Annotated in this window: 15 protein-coding genes; 8 read left to right on the forward strand and 7 right to left on the reverse strand. The window is 58.2% G+C overall.

Annotated features, from left to right (window positions below):
• Positions 1-7: 7 nt before the first annotated feature.
• Together JOE33_RS26045 and JOE33_RS13935 are read right to left on the reverse strand one after the other, a co-directional pair.
• The gene (locus JOE33_RS26045; RefSeq protein ID WP_338125241.1) at positions 8-3,616 is read right to left on the reverse strand and encodes a hypothetical protein; all 3,609 of its coding nucleotides are present in this window, start codon (positions 3,614-3,616) and stop codon (positions 8-10) included.
• 442 nt (positions 3,617-4,058) lie between these two features.
• Positions 4,059-5,009: a LysR family transcriptional regulator gene (locus tag JOE33_RS13935; RefSeq protein WP_010430202.1), complete on the reverse strand. Its 951-nt coding sequence runs from the start codon at positions 5,007-5,009 to the stop codon at positions 4,059-4,061.
• Positions 5,010-5,123: 114 nt separating this feature from the next.
• On the opposite strand from JOE33_RS13935, the gene betC reads away from it, so the two are divergent.
• The 3 genes from betC (at position 5,124) to JOE33_RS13950 (ending at position 9,337) form a co-directional block, all read left to right on the forward strand.
• Positions 5,124-6,629 carry a choline-sulfatase gene (gene betC / locus JOE33_RS13940; protein WP_187625345.1) on the forward strand — a complete coding sequence of 502 codons (1,506 nt, stop codon included), beginning with the start codon at positions 5,124-5,126 and terminating at the stop codon, positions 6,627-6,629.
• 36 nt (positions 6,630-6,665) lie between these two features.
• Positions 6,666-7,592, forward strand: a complete 927-nt coding sequence (locus JOE33_RS13945; protein ID WP_122578751.1) for a choline ABC transporter substrate-binding protein — start codon at positions 6,666-6,668, stop codon at positions 7,590-7,592.
• A gap of 176 nt (positions 7,593-7,768) precedes the next feature.
• On the forward strand, positions 7,769-9,337 hold the full coding sequence (locus JOE33_RS13950) for a SulP family inorganic anion transporter (protein ID WP_010430191.1): 1,569 nt from the start codon (positions 7,769-7,771) through the stop codon (positions 9,335-9,337).
• A gap of 131 nt (positions 9,338-9,468) precedes the next feature.
• Here JOE33_RS13950 and aroE read toward each other — a convergent pair whose 3' ends face one another.
• Together aroE and hemF are read right to left on the reverse strand one after the other, a co-directional pair.
• The gene (gene aroE / locus JOE33_RS13955) at positions 9,469-10,293 is read right to left on the reverse strand and encodes a shikimate dehydrogenase (RefSeq protein ID WP_010430188.1); all 825 of its coding nucleotides are present in this window, start codon (positions 10,291-10,293) and stop codon (positions 9,469-9,471) included.
• Between the two features lie 51 nt (positions 10,294-10,344).
• Positions 10,345-11,259 (reverse strand): oxygen-dependent coproporphyrinogen oxidase, encoded by a 915-nt coding sequence (gene hemF / locus JOE33_RS13960; protein ID WP_003401477.1) that lies wholly within the window; start codon positions 11,257-11,259, stop codon positions 10,345-10,347.
• A 171-nt stretch (positions 11,260-11,430) separates the two neighbouring features.
• On the opposite strand from hemF, the gene JOE33_RS13965 reads away from it, so the two are divergent.
• Entirely contained in the window at positions 11,431-12,405 is a 975-nt protein-coding gene (locus JOE33_RS13965) for a quinone oxidoreductase (protein WP_187625346.1), read from the forward strand.
• Positions 12,406-12,441: 36 nt separating this feature from the next.
• Here JOE33_RS13965 and JOE33_RS13970 read toward each other — a convergent pair whose 3' ends face one another.
• The 3 genes from JOE33_RS13970 to JOE33_RS13980 form a co-directional block, all read right to left on the reverse strand.
• On the reverse strand, positions 12,442-12,999 hold the full coding sequence (locus tag JOE33_RS13970; RefSeq protein WP_003340101.1) for an L-threonylcarbamoyladenylate synthase: 558 nt from the start codon (positions 12,997-12,999) through the stop codon (positions 12,442-12,444).
• 38 nt (positions 13,000-13,037) lie between these two features.
• Complete coding sequence (dprA, locus tag JOE33_RS13975) at positions 13,038-14,156, reverse strand: DNA-processing protein DprA (protein WP_032611267.1); 1,119 nt, start codon at positions 14,154-14,156, stop codon at positions 13,038-13,040.
• Between the two features lie 123 nt (positions 14,157-14,279).
• Positions 14,280-15,305, reverse strand: coding sequence for a LysM domain-containing protein (locus JOE33_RS13980; protein ID WP_010430167.1), 1,026 nt, complete (start codon positions 15,303-15,305; stop codon positions 14,280-14,282).
• Positions 15,306-15,430: 125 nt separating this feature from the next.
• Between JOE33_RS13980 and def the strand changes: the two genes are divergently transcribed.
• Genes def through trkA form a run of 4 tightly spaced genes read left to right on the forward strand, consistent with a single transcriptional unit; the run spans position 15,431 to position 19,635 of the window.
• Positions 15,431-15,937, forward strand: coding sequence for a peptide deformylase (gene def, locus JOE33_RS13985; protein WP_010430165.1), 507 nt, complete (start codon positions 15,431-15,433; stop codon positions 15,935-15,937).
• A gap of 53 nt (positions 15,938-15,990) precedes the next feature.
• The gene (gene fmt, locus JOE33_RS13990) at positions 15,991-16,935 is read left to right on the forward strand and encodes a methionyl-tRNA formyltransferase (protein WP_010430162.1); all 945 of its coding nucleotides are present in this window, start codon (positions 15,991-15,993) and stop codon (positions 16,933-16,935) included.
• Positions 16,932-18,257 carry a 16S rRNA (cytosine(967)-C(5))-methyltransferase RsmB gene (gene rsmB, locus JOE33_RS13995; protein ID WP_122529351.1) on the forward strand — a complete coding sequence of 442 codons (1,326 nt, stop codon included), beginning with the start codon at positions 16,932-16,934 and terminating at the stop codon, positions 18,255-18,257. Before fmt ends, rsmB begins: the two co-directional genes overlap by 4 nt.
• Positions 18,258-18,261: 4 nt before the next feature.
• The gene (gene trkA, locus JOE33_RS14000) at positions 18,262-19,635 is read left to right on the forward strand and encodes a Trk system potassium transporter TrkA (protein WP_010430155.1); all 1,374 of its coding nucleotides are present in this window, start codon (positions 18,262-18,264) and stop codon (positions 19,633-19,635) included.
• Positions 19,636-19,678 lie beyond the last annotated feature (43 nt).

The raw sequence follows: 19,678 nt of genomic DNA on the forward strand, positions 1-19,678 counted from the left end.
CACCCGATCATGGGCTTACCTGCTGTGCAATGCGCTGGTCACCCAAATAGAAATACTCGGTTAGCTTATCTCCCTCGAGTTCCATCCGTAACCTTCCATCGGCATCTTGCATCTCGTATATTTTGTTGCCCGCAGAACTGACGGAACTGCGTTGATTCAAACCATCGTACTGATATTCAACTTTTTTGTCGGGACTCTCGCAGTTAATGCATACAAGATTGGGAACATTATTGTAAAGGTAAGCGTTGTCAGCACTACTGCTGACGTTGCCATAAGCATCGTAGTTTATACTATCAATGCGCTGTCCATCGACAGAAGTCAGGCGGTTTTGTATATCGTAGTTATAGTTCAGGCTTGAATCGCCAAACGTTTTTTGGGTCAAGTTTCCTACACCGTCGTAGGCGAGGGTTCCTACCCCCCAGAAACCATCGGCACTCACCAAACGATCAAGGCTGTCGTAAGCAAGGGTACGGTCCATGCTGTTGTCCACACCGTCCCTGATGGTCAACAAGTTACCCGCACCATCATAGTCGTACATGCTTTTCAGGTAATCGACTCCAGCGGGTGAGGTAATGTTGAAAGAAGCTGGCCAGAGACGACTATTTTGTTCGTAACTGACCGCCGCACCGTTGGCATAGATGACCTGCTTAATCATACCGTTCGGCCAATAAGCAATATTGCTAACGTAGCCCGATACCATTGTGGGCCTGCCTAATACGTCTGGCGCATATTCAACTATGCGACCAGACGGATTATAAGTGAGGCTTTTCAGCCGATCATTTTCATCGTAGCCATAAGAAAGCTCAAACAGCTTACCTTCAATAGAAAGGCTTTCCGTTATGACGCCCCCTGCAGGATTGTATGTAAAGCTTCGAATACCCGTACTGCTGTCCGCTATTAGCAGATTATTTTGTTTATCATAAGTATTTTTGATAGCGGGAGTGCCTTGCGCATAATCGATTGCAGTTTGTCGATTCTGCCCGTCGTATGTGTACGTTGTAATATCTGACTGCCCCACCTGCTTTGAAGTCATATTGCCTGCAATGTCTCGACCGTAGACGGTGTCTCCAGTTTCGGGATTGCTGACCGAGATCAAATAACCATTTGCGTTATAGCCGTAATGGCGTGTGAAATTGCCTTGTGTAACCGACGTCACTTGTTCGCGACCATTTCGAGTCAAGGTTATACTGGCTGCCGGATTCGACGGCTGAAATGACATCAGAGACAATTTTTCGGGGTCGCCATAGCCACGATAGTTATAAGTAGTGGAATTGTCTCGTTCGTCAGTTATGACTTTGTGGGCAAAACCGTAGGCAGTGCTCTGGTAGGTACCGTCCGCATGGGTGATCCGAATGACGCGACCCAGCGCATCATACTGATAACTGGTTCCCATACTTGAGTTAGGGTCTGAAGTAAACGTTACGCGGCCATAGGCATCGTACGCATAGGTGGTTGTTATATCACCTCTGACAATACTGGAGACACGACCAGATAGATCATATTGAGTTATCTCGGACAGATTGCCGCGCAGATATGTCTTGCTGGTGGGTGTGTATATTATTTTTTGACCAGCGCCTTGCGGCGGAGTGATAGATGTTATGCGATTCAGCCTGTCGTATTCGTAGTGTGTTGTGTGGCCTTCACCGTTGGTCTCAGAGGTAACATTGCCAGCGTCGTCGACTGCACGCGAAATAGTAATACCCTCTGGCTGAACCTCAGTTTGCGGAGTACCGAGTTTATAATTCGTGTAGTTGTAATGACGATCACCCGGGCAAATTTGCGTTGCTTTATTACCTTGCGCATCGTAGGTATACGCAGTCGCAACACCATCGCGATTGTAATTGATTAGCTTACCGTTCTCATCGTAGATACGATGTACAGAACTATCAGGTGACATCTGATCTATAGGGCGACCTATTATCCATTTATCAGTATTATTATACCAAGTCAGCGTAGTAGTTCGACCATCACTATTAGGACCTGTTTCAGTCAGTATTCCAGGATTGCCATAAGCATCGTAGTTAGAGTAGTGACTACTGTAGGTTGCGCCATCACGGACAAAAGTTCGCTCTTGAAGGTCAGCTGCCCAGATTGTATCGTCCGTGACTACACCGAGTTCAAACACATATTCTCTTCCATGTGAAATAAACCGTTGCTGCCACTTGTATGTTTCATAACTCCCGTCCGGGCGGGTAATTTTAACCGGACTTCCTATACTCCATACGGTATTATTTATAGTGTTTCCATCTGTAGCAATACTGTATCCAGGGCCAATGAACTCATGGATGGTTGTGCCATCCGGCCCGGTGATAACTGTACTATCGTATTGTCCAATATTTCCACGATTATAGGCATAAGCCCAGTGATTTCTGGCTGCATCAATTTTGCGGCTTATACGCTCGAAACGCGACCAGACAAAGCGTCCACCAAGACGGCCTTCTAGATCCACATATGAGTATTCATATGTCGTTTTTCCACCGCTGGGCTGCTCAATCGATATAAGTTTGCGAGCGGCAGCTCTTTGATCATTCGCATAACTTTCATTGGAAACTACTATCTGAAACCATTCTCCAGGGTGATATGCATACTTCCAGACTTCTCCAGTAGGCCCAGTTACCTGCGCCAGGGCCTGAGAGTTCAGATGGTCTTTCGCGGTATATCCATACTGAACCATGCGCTGATTATTATCGACCAGCGAAAGCAGGCGGCCTGTCGCAGGGTCGTAATTAAAATCAACAGCTCTGCCGTCACTGGACGTTATCCTAGATAAAAGCATATCGGATTTTTCGCAGTTGGCGGCGTCTTCAAGGTTGGCTTGAAGACAGTGGTCAATATAAACACTCCCTGAAATTGGAACGCTTAAAGGGGGGCCAAACTGAGTATAGTCGTAAGCAATCCAGTTACCATTAAGGTCAGTTGCCTTTTTTGTCAGAAAAATAGATTCTGTAAAATCTGGATCTTCGATAGGAAACGATGTAACTGAAGCACTAAATTTCATATCTACATCGGCACGCCCCATGTCATACCTAATTCCAGATGGCGACGTTAGCGTAAGCACCATTGAATCGCAACGTAAACGCCAATTTGATTTGGTTCTGTCTTCATAAGGTGCAACACGATAAAATTTTTCGCTACTACCATCCGGAAGTCTTAAATTAAATCGGGCACTGGGACGTTCACCTTGATTGTTACACAACTGAAAAGTTGAGTTCATGTAATAGTTAGGTGTCCCGCTACGATCACGAAGATGATAATTGGTGGCATGATAAATCTTCGGCGCTGCCGCGATTGTCCAACCGGGTCCTAAAGCGGTCCATTCCGTACTTTGCCTATAAGGCGCAGCAAGCCCGGCGGTTAAACGCTGTAGGTCGTAGCTTCGATGAATATTGATATCCATGCCTGCCGTCCCAGGAATACTTAAATCAATATGACTGACTTTGAGATTCCCGGACCAAGGGTCAACGCTGTCAACCGCATTAGAAACCAGCCCACGATTTTTCTTCGGTGCTAAATCATACGGCGTAGACTCTAACTCTTCAGAATGTCCAAGCTGACTTCCCAATAGCGCGCCAAACAGCAAAACTTTCATAATATTGTTTTTCTTTTTTCCAAGCACGTTAAATCCATCCATTATCTTAAATAGTAAAAAGCAAAGCTCATAGCAGCCTTCCACAGCCTTATTGATTTGATATAGATTTTTGGGCCTATGATCACTCGCTGCATGCCATAAACTGGTCAGTATTGATACGGCATGGACAAAGCGCTCTATTTAGGAGCACTTAAACTGATCTATAAGTTAAATCTCAAATACTCGCTTTATGCGCTTTTAAGCAAGATCCATGATGATTGAAATTATCAAATCGCGTCACACACGTCTATTTGAGAAAGCCATAACTTAAAGTCATTCCAGGTGCAGCCGCCATCTAATACACAACCTAAGTAATGCTATATAAGAACAAAAGTAAACCCGCTTACGTCCGTAAAACTTGTAAGAAATTTCCTATCTAACCACTAATTGCTTCGAACTTACATTTAATTCAACCTTGAACACCGCCTCCCTAAACCGCAATCGACGGCAATGGCCTACCCGTCAGCGAAACCCCGCTCAATGCCTGCTCGCTGGCCAGCCAGTCCACGAACTGCTGAACGATCTGCACGCGGCGTTTGCGCTGGGGCAGGACCACGTAATAGCCCTGGCCGGAAATCGCAGCGCCGGCGATAGGGCGGCAGAGCAGGCCCTGATCGAGCAGGTCGTCGACCAGGTGACGCCAGCCGATGGCGATGCCTTGTCCGCCGATGGCAGCCTGGATCAGCAGGGTGTAGTTGTCGAAGCGCAACTGACCGGGCGCGGGGGCTTGCGGGATGTCGAGCGCGCGAAATACGCCAGCCCAGTCAAACCAGTGGTTGATGCTTTCGCCACGCAGATGCAGGAGCGGAAAGTCGCGCAGTGCGTCGTTGGGCAGCGGTGTCTGGCGACCGGCGAGCAATTGCGGACTGCACACCGGAAAGACCTCTTCGCTGAACAGCCAGTGGCTTTCGCCCTGTTTGAAGCGCCCGTCACCGAACAGCACGGCCACGTCGATATCGGCGCGTAACATGCTGTGGGTACGCTCGCTGGTGACCAGGCTGACATCCACGTCCGGGTTGACCTTGTGGAAGCGGTGCAGACGCGGCATCAGCCAGTAGGCGGCGAAGGCGAAGTCGGTCGCCACTTGCAGCACTTCATGCTGGTGTTGTTCGGTGATCGCTATCAATCCGCTGTCGATGGATTGCAGCCCGGCCTGCACATGGCTGAATAACACTTCACCGGCGTCGGTCAATTCGATGCCACGGTAGATGCGGTCGAACAGGCGTGTAGCGAGTTGCTCTTCGAGGCGCTTGATCTGCTGGCTGACAGCGGGCTGTGTCGTGCCCAGTTCGAGGGCTGCCGCGGTGAAGCTGCGCAAGCGCGCCGCGACTTCAAATGCACGCAGCAGGTCGAGTGACACATCGCCGAAAGATTCAAACATTAGCTGGGCTTATCCTAGGCATTGCTGTGTATGGGCTTTACCCTGAAACGTATGGACTCCATCCTCATAGCCGGCACTTTCGCATAACTTTTCACAATGGGATGCAGCGATTACATGAAGCGCAAAAATATTCTGTTCATCATGGCCGATCAAATGGCCGCGCCAATGTTGCCGTTTTACGCCCGGTCCCCGATTCTGATGCCGAACCTGAGCCGTCTCGCAGCCGACGGCGTAGTGTTCGATTCGGCGTATTGCAACAGCCCCCTATGCGCGCCGTCGCGCTTCACCCTGGTCAGCGGCCAACTGCCAAGCAGGATCGGTGCGTACGACAACGCAGCCGACTTCCCGGCTGATATTCCGACCTATGCCCACTACCTGCGTACGCTGGGCTACAAGACCGCCCTGGCAGGCAAGATGCATTTCTGCGGACCGGACCAGTTACATGGCTACGAAGAACGCCTGACCAGTGACATCTACCCGGCCGACTACGGCTGGTCGGTCAATTGGGACGAGCCGGACGTGCGGCCAAGCTGGTATCACAACATGTCATCGGTGTTGCAGGCCGGTCCGTGCATCCGCACCAACCAGTTGGACTTCGATGAAGAGGTGGTATTCAAGTCCCAGCAATACCTCTACGACCATGTGCGTCAGGACGGTGATGCACCGTTCTGCCTGACTGTTTCCATGACTCACCCTCATGATCCGTACACCATTCCCAAGCCGTTCTGGGACCTGTACGCCGACGAAGATATTCCGATGCCCCCGCCGCACGCCAATCAGGCCGAGCTGGATCCGCATTCGCAACGGCTGCTCAAGGTCTACGACCTGTGGGACAAGCCCATGCCGACCGACAAGATTCGTGATGCACGCCGCGCCTATTTCGGCGCATGCAGCTACATTGACTTCAACGTCGGCAAACTGATGCAGACGCTCGATGAAGTCGGGCTGGCGGAAGACACCATCGTGGTGTTCTCCGGCGATCACGGCGACATGCTCGGCGAGAAGGGCCTCTGGTACAAAATGCACTGGTTCGAAATGGCCGCCCGTGTGCCGCTGGTGGTGTACGCGCCGGGGCAATTCAAGCCGGGACGGGTCAGTGCTTCGGTATCGACTGCCGACCTGCTGCCGACCTTTGTCGAAATGGCCAATGGCACGCTGGACAGCGGAATGCCGCTGGACGGACGTTCGCTGATGCCGCATCTGGAATGCAAAGGCGGGCACGATGAGGTCTTCGGTGAGTACATGGCCGAAGGTACGACCAGCCCGCTGATGATGATCCGTCGTGGCGCGTACAAATTCATCTATTCGGAACAGGACCCGTGCCTGCTGTTCGATGTGCAGAAGGACCCGAAAGAGCAGAAGGACCTCAGCCAGTTACCCACCCATGAAAAGCTGTTCAATGATTTCCTGGCCGAAGCTCGGGCCAAGTGGGACATCCCGGCGATACACCAACAGGTGCTCGCCAGCCAGCGCAGAAGGCGCTTCGTCGCCAAATCGCTGGCAACCGGCAAGCTGAAGAGTTGGGATCACCAGCCACTGGTCGACGCCAGTCAGCAGTACATGCGCAACCACATTGATCTGGACGATCTGGAGCGTAAGGCACGTTATCCGCAACCTTGACCCTGCCCACACCAAAAAATCAAAAGGGGTACATCAATGAAAAAGTTATCCACAACCGTTGCGGTCGCGGTCATGGCCCTCGGCAGCCTTGCAGCGCAGGCAGAGGATGCCAGTTGCAGCACCGTGAAGATGGCGGATCCCGGCTGGAGCGACATTGCGGCCACCAACGCCATGACCAGCGTGGTACTCGAAGGTCTGGGCTACAAACCCAAGGTCGATACCCTGGCGGTGCCGATTGCCTATGGCGGCTTGAAAGACGGCAAGCTGGATGTGTTTCTGGGTAACTGGATGCCGGCGCAGCAGGGCTTCTACGACAAGTTCGTGGCCACCGGCGATGTGACACAACTGACGAAAAACCTTGAGGGCACCGAATTCACCCTGGCCGTGCCGGATTACGTCTGGGATGCCGGTGTGCATGACTTTGCCGATCTGAACAAATTCGCTGACAAGTTCGGCAAGAAGATCTACGGCATCGGTTCCGGCGCACCTGCCAATCTGTCGCTGCAGGAGATCATCAAGAAGAACGAATTCGACCTGGGCAAATGGAAGCTGGTGGAATCCAGCGAGACCTCGATGCTCGCCGAGGTCAATCGCAACGTGAAGAAAAAAGCCTTTGTGGTGTTCCTCGGCTGGACGCCGCACCCGATGAACGTGCAGATCAAGGGTATGCACTACCTCAAGGGCGGCGAGAAATATTTCGGCGACACCGGCTCGGTCTTCACCCTGACCCGCAAGGATTATGCGCAAGCCTGCCCGAACGTCGGCAAGCTGCTGACCAATCTGAGCTTCACCCTGGACATGGAAAACAGCATCATGGCCGAGGTGGTCAACAAGAAGGTCAGCAACAGCGAAGCGGCAACGGCCTGGATCAAGGCCAACCCGGCGGTGCTGGACAAGTGGCTGGAGGGCGTACAGACCGTTGATGGCAAGGACGGGCTGGCGGCGGTGAAGGCCAGTTTGTAGGCGTAAAGCCTTGGGTGCGCTGTGTGGCGAAGGTCTGTGACGCGCAGCGTCACCCAAGGCATGCCCACGCTGGAGCGTGAGGAACGATAGGCGTCCGACTATCGTGCCCATGCTCCGCGTGGGCATGCCGTTCTGGACGCGCTGCGTCCTCTACGTTCAATTCACCCGAGGGACCGATGCGCTGGCTCAATCGCCATAAATTTCTACCCTTTCTCGCCTGGCTGCCGCAGCAGAATCGCGTCAGCGTCGGGCGTGATGCACTGGTGGGCCTGAGTGGCGCCATTCTGGCTCTGCCGCAATCCATAGCTTACGCACTGATCGCCGGGCTGCCGCCTGAATACGGTCTGTACGCTGCGATTGTTCCAGTCCTCGTGGCCTGCCTGTGGGGATCGTCGTGGCACCTGATCTGTGGGCCGACTGCGGCTATTTCCATCGTGCTGTACGCCAGTGTCAGCCCGCTCGCCGTCCCGGCCAGTCAGGACTACATCATGTTGATCCTGCTGCTGACCTTCATCGCCGGCGTATTTCAGTTGTTGCTGGGGATGATGCGCTTCGGTGCATTGGTGAATTTCGTTTCGCATTCGGTGGTGCTGGGTTTCACCCTGGGCGCTGCGGTGGTGATTGCGCTGGGGCAGATGCCCAATCTGCTGGGCATCGATCTGCCGAGTCAGACCACCGCGCTCAAAAGCCTGACTGCCGTGCTCGAGCATTGGCGTGAAGTCGATCTGTCTTCGCTGATGCTCGGTCTGTTGACCCTGGCGCTGGGTATCGGACTCAAGCTCCTGGTGCCTCGCTGGCCGACGCTGTTGATCGCACTGGTGTCGAGCAGCCTGCTGGTGTGGCTGTGGCCGGCGATGTTCGGCCATGTCCGTGTGGTCAGCGCCTTCGTCGGCCATCTGCCACCCTTCAGCCCGTTGCCGCTGGACCTCGAACTGATCCTCAAGCTGCTGCCGACCGCCGTGGCAGTGGGCATGCTCGGGCTGGTCAACAGCCTGTCGATTGCCCGCTCGCTGTCGGCTCGTTCGCAACAGATGCTCAATGCCAATCAGGAAGTGCGTGCCCAGGGGCTGTCGAATATGGTCGGCTCGCTGTTCTCCGGCTACCTGTCAGCCGGATCTTTCACCCGTGCGGCATTGAGTTACGAAGCGGGTGCGCGCTCACCGTTGGCGGGGGTATTTTCCGCGCTATGGGTGGCATTGTTCGCAGTCGCCGGTGCCTCGTTGATATCGCACATTCCGATCCCGGCCATGGCCGCCTCAATTCTGCTGATCTGTTGGGGGCTGGTAGATCGCCGAGGCATTCGTGCGTTGTTCCGCGTCAGCCGCGCCGAGTTTTTCGTGATGGCGCTGACCTGTCTGGCCACTCTGCTTCTGGAGCTGCAAACCGCGATCTACGCCGGGGTGCTGGCCTCGCTGTTCTTCTACCTCAAGCGCACCTCGCAACCGCGCGTCCAGCAATGGCGCGAGGGCGACGAGGAGGTCCTGCGGGTCGGCGGATCGATCTTCTTCGGCGCCAGCCACTACCTGCAAACCCGCCTGCAACGTACCGAAGGTGTGCGAGTGGTGATAGATGCGCAACAGATCAACTTCATCGATTACTCAGGCGTGGAGATGCTCCATCAGGAAGCCAGACGTCTGGGCCGTCAGGGCAGAGTGCTGGTCCTGCGCAATGCCAAGCCGCAAGTGATCGAGGAGTTGCACAAGCTGGAAGGGGCGGAGAAATGCCCGATTCTGTTTGAGGATTGAATCTCTGCCATTCACTCTCGTTCCGCACGCTCCAGCGTGGCAATGCCTTTCGCGACGCTCTGCGTGGCAAGAGGACGCGGAGCGTCCAGAACGGCATGCCAACGCGGAGCATTGGCACGATAGTTTTTCAGTCAGCCAGCCGCCAACAGCCTGCGCAATTCGGCCAGCACCGGAGCCGATTCCGGGCGTACACCGCGCCACAGCAGAAAGGCTTCTGCCGCCTGCTCGACCAGCATGCCCAGACCATCCACCGCCTGCGCCGCGCCGTGCTCGGTGGCCCAACGGCAAAAAGCAGTGGGCTCGTTGCTGTACATCATGTCGTAGCAGAAGGTCGCTCCCGGCTGAATGAGGCTGGGCGCAATCGGGGGAAGCTCTCCGGCCAGGCTGGCAGAGGTAGCATTGATGATCACGTCCACCGACTCTTCAAGCCAGTCGAAGCTGCTGGCGAATACCGGCCCGAGGTCGGCAAACTCCTGCGCCAGTCGCTCGGCTTTCTCGACCGTACGATTGGCTATCACCAACGCAGCGGGCTGTTGCGCAAGCAAGGGCTCCAGCGCGCCACGCACCGCACCGCCTGCGCCCAGCAACAGAATGCGCTGACCACGCAGACTGCGCCCGCAATTGACCGTCAGATCGCGTACCAGCCCTGCACCGTCAGTGTTATCGCCCAGCAGAGTACCGTCATCGAGCTTGCTCAGGGTGTTGACCGCCCCGGCGCGCTGCGCTCGTTGGGTCAGACTGTCGGCGAGGCGCCAGGCTTGTTCCTTGAACGGCACAGTGACATTGGCACCACGCCCGGCCTGGAAAAACGCCTGGGCAAACGCGGTGAAATCGTCCAGCGGTGCCAGCGAGGTCTGGTAATCCAGCGTTTGCCCGGTTTGCTCGGCAAACAGGCGATGAATCAACGGCGACTTGCTGTGGCCGATGGGATTACCGAAGACGACGTACTGGTCCATGTGTGTTCCTGATCTGTTTGCGTGTGCAGCGCCTTGCGGCGGTGAATCGGCTCAGTTTTCGGCCAGCCAGTCCCGGTCGGTGAGGAAGTATTCGGTCAGACGCGCCTCTTCGCTGCCCGGCGCGGCTTTCCAGTCATAACCCCAGCGCACTTGCGGCGGCAGCGACATGAGGATCGATTCGGTACGCCCCCCCGATTGCAGACCGAACAACGTGCCGCGGTCATACACCAGGTTGAACTCGACGTAGCGACCGCGACGGAATTCCTGAAACTCACGTTGCTGCACGGTATAGGCCGCTGCCTTGCGACGCCGCACGATCGGCAGATAGGCATTGATGAACGCATCACCTATGGCGCGGATGAAGGCGAAGCTGGTGTCGAAATCCCACTGGTTCACGTCATCGAAAAACAGACCACCGATGCCGCGCGGTTCATCGCGGTGCTTGAGGTGGAAGTAACTGTCGCACCAGGCCTTGTAGCGCGGGTAGACATCCTCACCGAAGGGCGCACAGGCGCGCTCGGCGACCCGGTGCCAGTGCACACAGTCTTCCTCGACGCCGTAATAAGGCGTCAGGTCGAAACCGCCACCGAACCACCACACGGCCTCTTCACCCTCTTTCTCGGCAATGAAGAAGCGCACGTTGGCGTGGGACGTCGGCACATGCGGGTTGTGCGGATGAATCACCAGCGACACGCCCAGCGCCTCGAAACCACGCCCGGCCAGTTCAGGCCGATGAGCGCTGGCAGACGGCGGCAGATTGCTGCCGAAAACATGGGAAAAATTGACCCCGCCTTTCTCGATGACCGTGCCATTCTCGATCACCCGCGTGCGACCACCGCCGCCCGCCGGACGCGTCCAGGCATCTTCCATGAAGTGTGCGCTGCCATCTTCCTGTTCAAGCGCGGTGCAGATACGGTCTTGCAGGTCGAGCAGGTAGGCTTTTACGGCCTCGGTACGGGTACTCATGAGGATCCCTTACGGCTGACGTCAAACGGCTGAGCCCCCGCAGCAAAAGAGGCGCAGGCAAATTGGCGCGTAGCATACCATCGGCGACGCGGGCTGGCAGTTGACGAAGGTCCGGGGAAGGAGTCCGATGGGGGCTTTCGCAGCTTGTTTTAACCATCAAGGAGAGAGCACATGGCAAAGCGTATCCAGTTCAGCACTGTCGGAGGACCCGAGGTTCTTGAATATGTCGACTTCGAGCCGGAGGCTCCGGGGCCGCAGGCGGTGGTTGTGCGTAACAAGGCCATTGGCCTGAATTTCATCGATACCTATTACCGCAGCGGGCTGTATCCGGCGCCGCTGCCTTCCGGCCTCGGTGCCGAAGGGGCGGGGGTGGTCGAGGCGGTGGGTGCCGAGGTGACGCGCTTCAAGGTCGGGGATCGTGTCGCTTACGGCACCGGGCCGCTGGGGGCTTACAGTGAAGTGCACGTACTGCCTGAAGCGAATCTGGTGAAGCTGGCTGACTCGATCAGTTTCGAGCAGGCCGCAGCCCTGATGCTCAAGGGCCTGACGGTGCAGTATCTGCTGCGTCAGACGTATCAGGTGAAGCCGGGCGAGACCATTCTGTTTCATGCCGCCGCGGGCGGTGTGGGCTCGCTGGCCTGCCAGTGGGTCAAGGCGCTGGGCGCCAAAATGATCGGCACGGTCAGTTCGCCGGAGAAGGCCGCTCACGCCAAGGCGCTGGGTGCCTGGGAAACCATAGATTACAGCCATGAAGACGTCGCCAGGCGCGTGTTGGAACTGACCGACGGCAAGAAATGCCCGGTGGTCTACGACGGTGTGGGTCAGGACACCTGGCTGACGTCGCTCGACTGCGTGGCACCACGTGGGCTGGTGGTGAGCTTCGGCAATGCGTCCGGGCCGGTCTCGGGCGTGAATCTCGGGATTCTGGCGCAAAAGGGGTCGGTGTACGTCACCCGTCCGACCCTGGGCTCTTACGCCAACAATGCGCAGAACCTGCAAACCATGGCTGACGAGCTGTTCGACATGCTCGCCAGTGGCAAACTCAAGGTCGACGGCATTCAGCAGTATGCCCTGAAGGACGCCGCCAAGGCGCAGGCCGAGCTGTCGGCACGGCGCACCACTGGCTCGACCATTTTGATCCCTTGATTGCCTGCCCCTGAATGCGCTCTGTGTGCGCCAGCGTCAGCCGGCGCGCACGATCTGAGCGGTCGCGATATCACGTATCACGCTGGGGTTTCGACGCCCGCCCAGGCTGCCGCCGAGAACGCCGTCGATCTGCCCGCGGAAATACTGCTCGACGCGCAATCTCGAACGCGCAGCAGGGCGACCCGCCGGGTTGGCTGAGGTGGAGATCAACGGACCGACCAGCGCGCACAGTTCACGTACGGTAGGGTGATCGGTAACACGCAGCGCCACGGTTTCGTGAATGCCGGTGATCCACTCGGGCAGCAGGTTCTGGTGCGGTACCAGCCAGGTGTTGGGCCCCGGCCAGGTGCTGGCCATGCGGTCGAGCCACAATTCGGGGAAGTCTTCGAACAGGAAATCGAACTGGCGAATGTTGTCGGCAATCAGGATCAGGCCTTTTTCCACCGGCCGTGACTTGATCGCCAGCAGACGATAGACCGCTTCTTCATCCCATGGATCGCACCCAAGCCCCCAGACTGCCTCGGTCGGGTAGGCAATCACCGCACCGGCTCGAATATCCTGAGCGGCTTGTTGCACTCGCCAACTGCTGACCATTGTTTGTCTCTCCACTGGATCCTGGCGGCAGTTTAACCTCAGGTCGCTCTGGCGAACCATCGTCCTGCTTCACAGCTTATGCGTCCGTCCAGCTCCAGCTCGGTCAGGCCCGCTAATACCTTGGGCAATGGCCAGCCACATGACACCGACAGCCCCTCGCTGGTGTGCGGTGCGGCGTGCAGCAGCGCCAACAGCGGATGATCGCAAAGGGCAGGCTTCGCAGGCGTGACAGGATCGATGTCGGGCGCAACACGCTTCCAGTGCTGCAAGCCTTCAAGAATGTGCTCGACGGTCTCGACCAGTGTCGCGCCGTCACGTATCAACTGATGACAGCCCTTGGCGCCAGGGTGATGAATCGAGCCGGGTATCGCGTAAACCTCCCGTCCATGCTCGGCGGCCAGCCGCGCGGTAATCAACGAACCGCTGGCGACACTGGCCTCGACCACCACTATGCCAAGCGACAGGCCGCTGATGATTCGGTTACGTCGCGGGAAGTTGCTGGCCTGCGGTCCGGCGTCCAGCGGGAACTCGGAAATCACTGCGCCGCCTTGGGCCGCCATCTGCGCGGCAAGGGCGCGATGCTGCTGTGGATAAAGTTTTTCGAGCCCGGTGCCAAGCACGCCGATTGTAAGCCCCCCGACATCCAATGCGCCCTGATGCGCGGCGCCGTCGATACCCCGCGCCAAGCCACTGGTGATCACAAAACCGGCAGCCGCCAGGCTGCGCGCAAAAGCGCTGGCGGTGTCCAGCCCGGGTCGGGAGGCGCGACGACTGCCGACCATTCCCAACTGCGGACGCTCAAGGATCGCAGGGTCGCCGGCAATGAAGATCAGCGGCGGTGGATCGGCGATCTGTGCCAGCAGTGCGGGGTAACCAGGGTCGTCCCACATCAGCAAATGCTGGGCCGGACGCTCCAGCCAGGCCAGTGCGGCACTGGCACCATCACGTACGGAAGGGTCACGGCGCGCCTCGGCACAGGCACCGGGAATGCCCAGTGCACGCCATGCGCTGGCCGGTGCACTGAACGCCGACGATGCCGAACCGAAGGCTTCGATCAGTCTGGAAAAGCGCTTTGGCCCTATCTCGGGCAAGCGATGCATACGCAAACGCGCTTCCAGCTCTGCGGGCGAAGAGGGGGCATTTTCGAACAATGGCATGAGATCGTCCCTGATCCATCGTGCATCCCGAGTGATGCACAAACCTGTGGATAACTCTGTTGACAACAATTTGATAAGTGTCTGGTTCGTCACACAATTCCGTGTCAGATCTGAAACATGCGTCTACGGGTTGCGAACCTTGTCCATGATGGCCAAAGATCGGTTGGCCTGCAGGACCAAGGCGTAACTAAGCTTGTCGTAGGTACGGAAAACCATCAGCAGACCGGCCCGTTCGTCGGGGATTTTTACCTGTTCACCGGTGATTCGGTCGCGCACGGTCTCGCTGGTCTTGTAGATCGCCAGCACGTTGCCCTCGGTCAGGCCGTCGCGTTTGCCCTTGTCGAGCGTGACCACATCCAGCACGCTGACTTGGGTGACGCCGCGTGGCACATCCAGAATCAAACCGTCTATCGGAGCCTGCGGGGCGCTGGGCAGGAACGTCGAGTTGATGGCCCGCTCTTCGCTGCTGAACAAACGGTCGCCCAGGCGCACTTCTTGTGTGGAGCGCTGCAGAATCAGGGTCGAGACGTCACCCTCGGTGGCAACCACCTCGGCGCTGCCGACGTCATCGGCGTTGATGCCCAGCACTTCCTGGGTCTTGGGATCGACGTAGGTCTTGCCCTGACGGAAGATGCCATAGACGCTCTGCGCCGGGTCCAGCGCGCCCCGTGCGTAGGCCCGATCACCGTTGCCACTGAGCACGCGCTCGGCATTGCCCGCAACGATGTAGGGGGCTTTGTCGAACTGCTCGGCGCTGTCGACAATCCGATTGCTGATCAGGAATGCGTTGATCGCGCCCAGCGGAATGCTCGGAATGGCCTCGACCATCGGCGTGCTGCGCACACGGGGTGACAATTTGATGGTGCCGCGCGACTCGCCGCGATTGAGCGTCACACGCGGCTGACCATCGACCCAGGTCAGCGCGAGGGTGTCACCGGGGTAGATCAGGTCGGGATCATGGACTTGCGGATTGGCCCGCCAGATCTCGCGCCATTTCCACGGTTCACGCAAGAACTTGCCGGAAATGTCCCAGAGTGTGTCCCCGGCGACAACGGTGTAGCTCTGTGGATAGCCTTCCCTGAGTTGCACTTGCGCCTGCGCAAGACCGCTGGCGGTCAGCAGCAGCAGGGCGAGTAGTGATTTCCTCATGCGGTGAATCCCTTTATCATGTTGCCTCACGCGAACCCTAGAGTCCTGTCCTGGGCTGCCTGCCTTGAACTCCCGGGCCCGGCACCCAACATTGACTTTACCTTAACAGTGCAGCTCTTACGTATATGGCCATTCTAAACATCCTCGAATTTCCCGATTCGCGCCTGCGCACCATCGCCAAACCTGTGGCGATGGTAGACGACGGCATTCGCCAGTTGGTCGACGACATGTTTGAAACCATGTACGAAGCGCCAGGTATTGGCCTGGCCGCGACTCAGGTCAACGTCCACAAGCGCGTGGTCGTCATGGACCTCAGTGAAGACCGCAGCGAACCGATGGTCTTCATCAATCCTGAAATCGAAAAACTGACCGATGAAATGGATCAGTATCAGGAGGGCTGCCTGTCGGTACCGGGCTTCTACGAGAACGTCGACCGTCCGCAAAAGGTCCGCGTCAAAGCCCTGGACCGCGATGGCAAGCCTTACGAACTGGTGGCCGAAGGGCTGCTCGCGACCTGTATTCAACACGAATGCGATCACCTGAACGGCAAGCTGTTCGTCGATTACCTTTCCAACCTCAAGCGTGACCGGATCAAGAAGAAGCTCGAAAAGCAGCACAAGCTCAACGCCTGATCCGTCGTTACCCCAAAAGGCCTGAACAGGCCTTTTTTTATAATGAGAACTCCATGACTGAGCCACTGCGCATCGTCTTCGCCGGCACCCCGGAATTTGCCGCCGAACACCTCAAGGCCCTGCTCGACAGCCCTCACCAGATCGTCGCCGTGTACACCCAGCCCGATCGCCCGGCCGGTCGTGGACAAAAACTGATGCCCAGCCCGGTCAAGCAACTGGCGCTGCAACATGACGTACCGGTCATGCAGCCGCCAACACTGCGCGATCCTGCCGCCCAGGCTGAACTGGCAGCGCTGCAACCCGATTTGATGGTGGTAGTCGCCTACGGCCTGATCCTGCCGCAAGTGGTGCTGGATATTCCGCGCCTGGGTTGCATCAACAGCCATGCGTCGCTGCTGCCACGCTGGCGCGGTGCGGCGCCGATTCAGCGCGCGGTGCAGGCCGGTGATGCCGAGAGCGGCGTGACCGTGATGCGCATGGAAGCGGGCCTGGACACCGGGCCGATGCTACTCAAGGCCGTCACCCCGATTACCGCGCAGGATACTGGCGGCACGCTGCATGATCGTCTGGCCGAACTCGGTCCGCCTGCTGTGTTGCAGGCCATTGCCGGTCTGGCGGATGGTTCGCTGGTCGGCGAGGTTCAGGATGACAGCCTGGCCAACTACGCCCACAAGCTGAACAAGGACGAGGCGCGCCTGGACTGGACACGTCCGGCCGATGAGCTTGAGCGTCTGGTCCGCGCCTTCAACCCCTGGCCGATCTGCCACAGCACGCTGAACCAGGAAACCCTGAAAGTCCTGGCCGCCGATCTGGCCGAAGGGCAGGGCGCGCCGGGGACGATTCTCGGCGCCAGCAAGGATGGCCTGATCGTCGCGTGCGGGCAGAACGCGCTGCGCCTGACCCGTCTGCAATTGCCGGGCGGCAAGCCGCTGAACTTCACCGACCTGTTCAACAGCCGCCGCGAGAAATTTGCCATCGGCACGGTGCTGGGCCAATGAACCCGCGTCTGGCCGCCGCCAAGGCACTGGCTGCCGTGCTCAGCGGCAAGGCTTCGCTGAACAGCTCGTTGCCGACTCAGCTGGACAAGGTCGAGGTGCGAGATCGTGGCCTCACTCAGGACCTGGCGTTCGGCACCGCGCGCTGGCAGCCACGCCTGTCGGCACTGGCGGCCAAACTGCTGCAAAAACCCTTCAAGGCCGCCGACGCCGACGTTGAAGCGTTGTTGCTGGTCGGCCTCTATCAGCTGTTCTACAGCCGCATTCCGGCCCACGCTGCCATCGGCGAAACCGTAGGCTGCGCCGACAAATTGAAAAAGCCCTGGGCCAAAGGCTTGCTCAACGCCGTGCTGCGCAATGCGCAGCGTGACGGCGAGGCACTGCTGATCGAGCTGGAACACGACCCGGTGGTGCGTACGGCCCACCCGCGCTGGCTGCAGAAAGCCTTGAAAGCGGCCTGGCCGGAACAGTGGGAAGCCATCTGCGCGGCCAACAATGCGCACCCGCCGATGATTTTGCGCGTCAACCGACGCCATCACCGTCGCGATCAATACCTCGAACTGCTCAACACTGCCGGCCTGCAAGCCAGCGCGTGCACCTTCAGTCAGGACGGCATCGTCCTCGCCGAGCCGTGCGATGTGCGCTCGCTGCCCGGCTTTACCGAAGGCTGGATCAGCGTGCAGGACGAAGCCGCGCAACTGGCCGCCGACCTGCTGGAACTGGCCCCCGGGCAACGGGTACTCGATGCCTGCTGCGCGCCGGGTGGCAAGACCTGCCATTTGCTGGAAGTGCAGCCGCAACTGAGCGGCGTGGTGGCGGTGGATCTGGAAGCCAAGCGTCTGGTGCGCGTGCGTGAAAACCTTGATCGCCTGGGCCTGGATGCCGAGCTGATCGCCGCCGACGCACGTGAGACGACGCAGTGGTGGGACGGCAAACCGTTCCAGCGCATCCTGCTCGATGCACCGTGCTCGGCGACCGGCGTGATTCGTCGCCATCCGGACATCAAACTGACTCGCCAGGCAGACGACATCGCTGCGCTGGCGGCCTTGCAGGGCGAGCTGCTCGACGCCTTGTGGCCTACGCTGCAAGTAGGCGGCATGCTGGTGTACGCGACCTGTTCGACACTGCCGACCGAAAACACCGACGTCATCGAGGCGTTTCTGGCGCGTACCTCCGGGGCCAGAGAGCTGGATATTGCCGGGCAGGCCGGACAGCCACCCGCGGGTATCAAGCAAAACCATGGTCGCCAGCTGCTGGCCCAGCAAGGTGGCCACGATGGTTTCTACTACGCCAAACTGATCAAGATCGCGGCGGCGCGGGAGTAAGCGCGTGAAAATCATCATTCTGGGTGCAGGGCAGGTGGGCGGTACGCTGGCCGAGCATCTGGCGGGCGAAGCCAACGATATCACCGTGGTCGACACTGACGGCGACCGGTTGCGCGATCTGGGCGACCGTCTGGACATCCGTACCGTGCAGGGCAAGGGCTCCTACCCGGCGGTATTGCGTCAGGCCGGCGCAGACGACGCCGACATGCTGGTTGCGGTGACCAGCAGCGACGAAGCCAACATGATTGCCTGTCAGGTGGCGCATACGCTGTTCCACACGCCAACCAAGATCGCGCGCATCCGTGAAGCGGCGTACCTGACGCGCGCAGGCCTGTTCGATAAAAGCGCGATCCCGGTCGATGTGCTGATCAGTCCGGAGCAGGTCGTCACCAACTACATCAAGCGTCTGATCGAGTACCCCGGCGCGCTGCAGGTGATCGACTTCGCCGAAGGCAAGGCGCAGTTGGTCGCGGTCAAAGCCTATTACGGCGGCGCGTTGGTGGGTCAGCCGCTGCGCCAGCTACGAGCGCACATGCCGAATGTCGACACACGCATCGCGGCGATCTATCGGCGCGACCGGGCGATACTGCCGCATGGCGACACGGTCATCGAGGCCGACGACGAGGTGTTCTTCATCGCCGCCAAGGCTGACATTCGCGCCGTGATGGGCGAGCTGCGGCGCCTGGACGAGAACTACAAACGTATTGTCATCGCCGGTGGCGGCAACATCGGCGAGCGTCTGGCTGAAGCCATCGAAAGCCGCTATCAGGTGAAGATCATCGAAGTGAGCCCGGCGCGCTGCCGCTATCTGTCGGAGCACCTGGACAGTACAGTGGTGCTACAGGGCAGCTCATCGGACCGCGACCTGCTGCTGGAAGAAAACATCGGCAACACCGACCTGTTCCTGGCGCTGACCAACGACGATGAAGCCAACATCATGTCGTCGCTGCTGGCCAAGCGTCTGGGTGCCCGCAAGGTGATGACGCTGATCAATAACCCGGCCTACGTCGATCTGGTGCAGGGTGGCGAAATCGACGTCGCGGTCAGCCCGCAGCTGGCAACCATCGGCACGCTGCTGGCCCACGTGCGCCGCGGCGATATCGTCAGCGTGCATTCGCTGCGTCGCGGTGCAGCTGAAGCCATCGAGATCGTCGCTCACGGCGACTCGAAATCCAGCAAGGTCGTGGGCCGCGCCATCAAGGACATCAACCTGCCGACCGGCACGGCAATCGGTGCGGTCATCCGTGCCGAACAGGTGCTTATCGCTCACGACATCACCGTGATCGAATCCGGTGACCATGTGATCATGTTCCTTGTGGACAAGAAGTGCATCCGCGATGTGGAACGGCTGTTTCAGGTCGGTCTGAGCTTTTTCTGAACCGCTCCTGAACAGGGTGCGACCCTGACTGAACCTCTTGCCG

The sequence above is a fragment of the Pseudomonas sp. PvP027 genome, from assembly GCF_017833005.1.
Classification (GTDB): Bacteria; Pseudomonadota; Gammaproteobacteria; order Pseudomonadales; family Pseudomonadaceae; genus Aquipseudomonas; species Aquipseudomonas congelans.

Coding starts and splice junctions, on each gene's coding strand:
- JOE33_RS13935 (WP_010430202.1), bottom strand. CDS start 5,009: ATGTTTGAATCTTTCGGCGATGTGTCACTCGACCTGCTGCGTGCATTT.
- betC (WP_187625345.1), top strand. CDS start 5,124: ATGAAGCGCAAAAATATTCTGTTCATCATGGCCGATCAAATGGCCGCG.
- JOE33_RS13945 (WP_122578751.1), top strand. CDS start 6,666: ATGAAAAAGTTATCCACAACCGTTGCGGTCGCGGTCATGGCCCTCGGC.
- JOE33_RS13950 (WP_010430191.1), top strand. CDS start 7,769: ATGCGCTGGCTCAATCGCCATAAATTTCTACCCTTTCTCGCCTGGCTG.
- aroE (WP_010430188.1), bottom strand. CDS start 10,293: ATGGACCAGTACGTCGTCTTCGGTAATCCCATCGGCCACAGCAAGTCG.
- hemF (WP_003401477.1), bottom strand. CDS start 11,259: ATGAGTACCCGTACCGAGGCCGTAAAAGCCTACCTGCTCGACCTGCAA.
- JOE33_RS13965 (WP_187625346.1), top strand. CDS start 11,431: ATGGCAAAGCGTATCCAGTTCAGCACTGTCGGAGGACCCGAGGTTCTT.
- JOE33_RS13970 (WP_003340101.1), bottom strand. CDS start 12,999: ATGGTCAGCAGTTGGCGAGTGCAACAAGCCGCTCAGGATATTCGAGCC.
- dprA (WP_032611267.1), bottom strand. CDS start 14,156: ATGCCATTGTTCGAAAATGCCCCCTCTTCGCCCGCAGAGCTGGAAGCG.
- JOE33_RS13980 (WP_010430167.1), bottom strand. CDS start 15,305: ATGAGGAAATCACTACTCGCCCTGCTGCTGCTGACCGCCAGCGGTCTT.
- def (WP_010430165.1), top strand. CDS start 15,431: ATGGCCATTCTAAACATCCTCGAATTTCCCGATTCGCGCCTGCGCACC.
- fmt (WP_010430162.1), top strand. CDS start 15,991: ATGACTGAGCCACTGCGCATCGTCTTCGCCGGCACCCCGGAATTTGCC.
- rsmB (WP_122529351.1), top strand. CDS start 16,932: ATGAACCCGCGTCTGGCCGCCGCCAAGGCACTGGCTGCCGTGCTCAGC.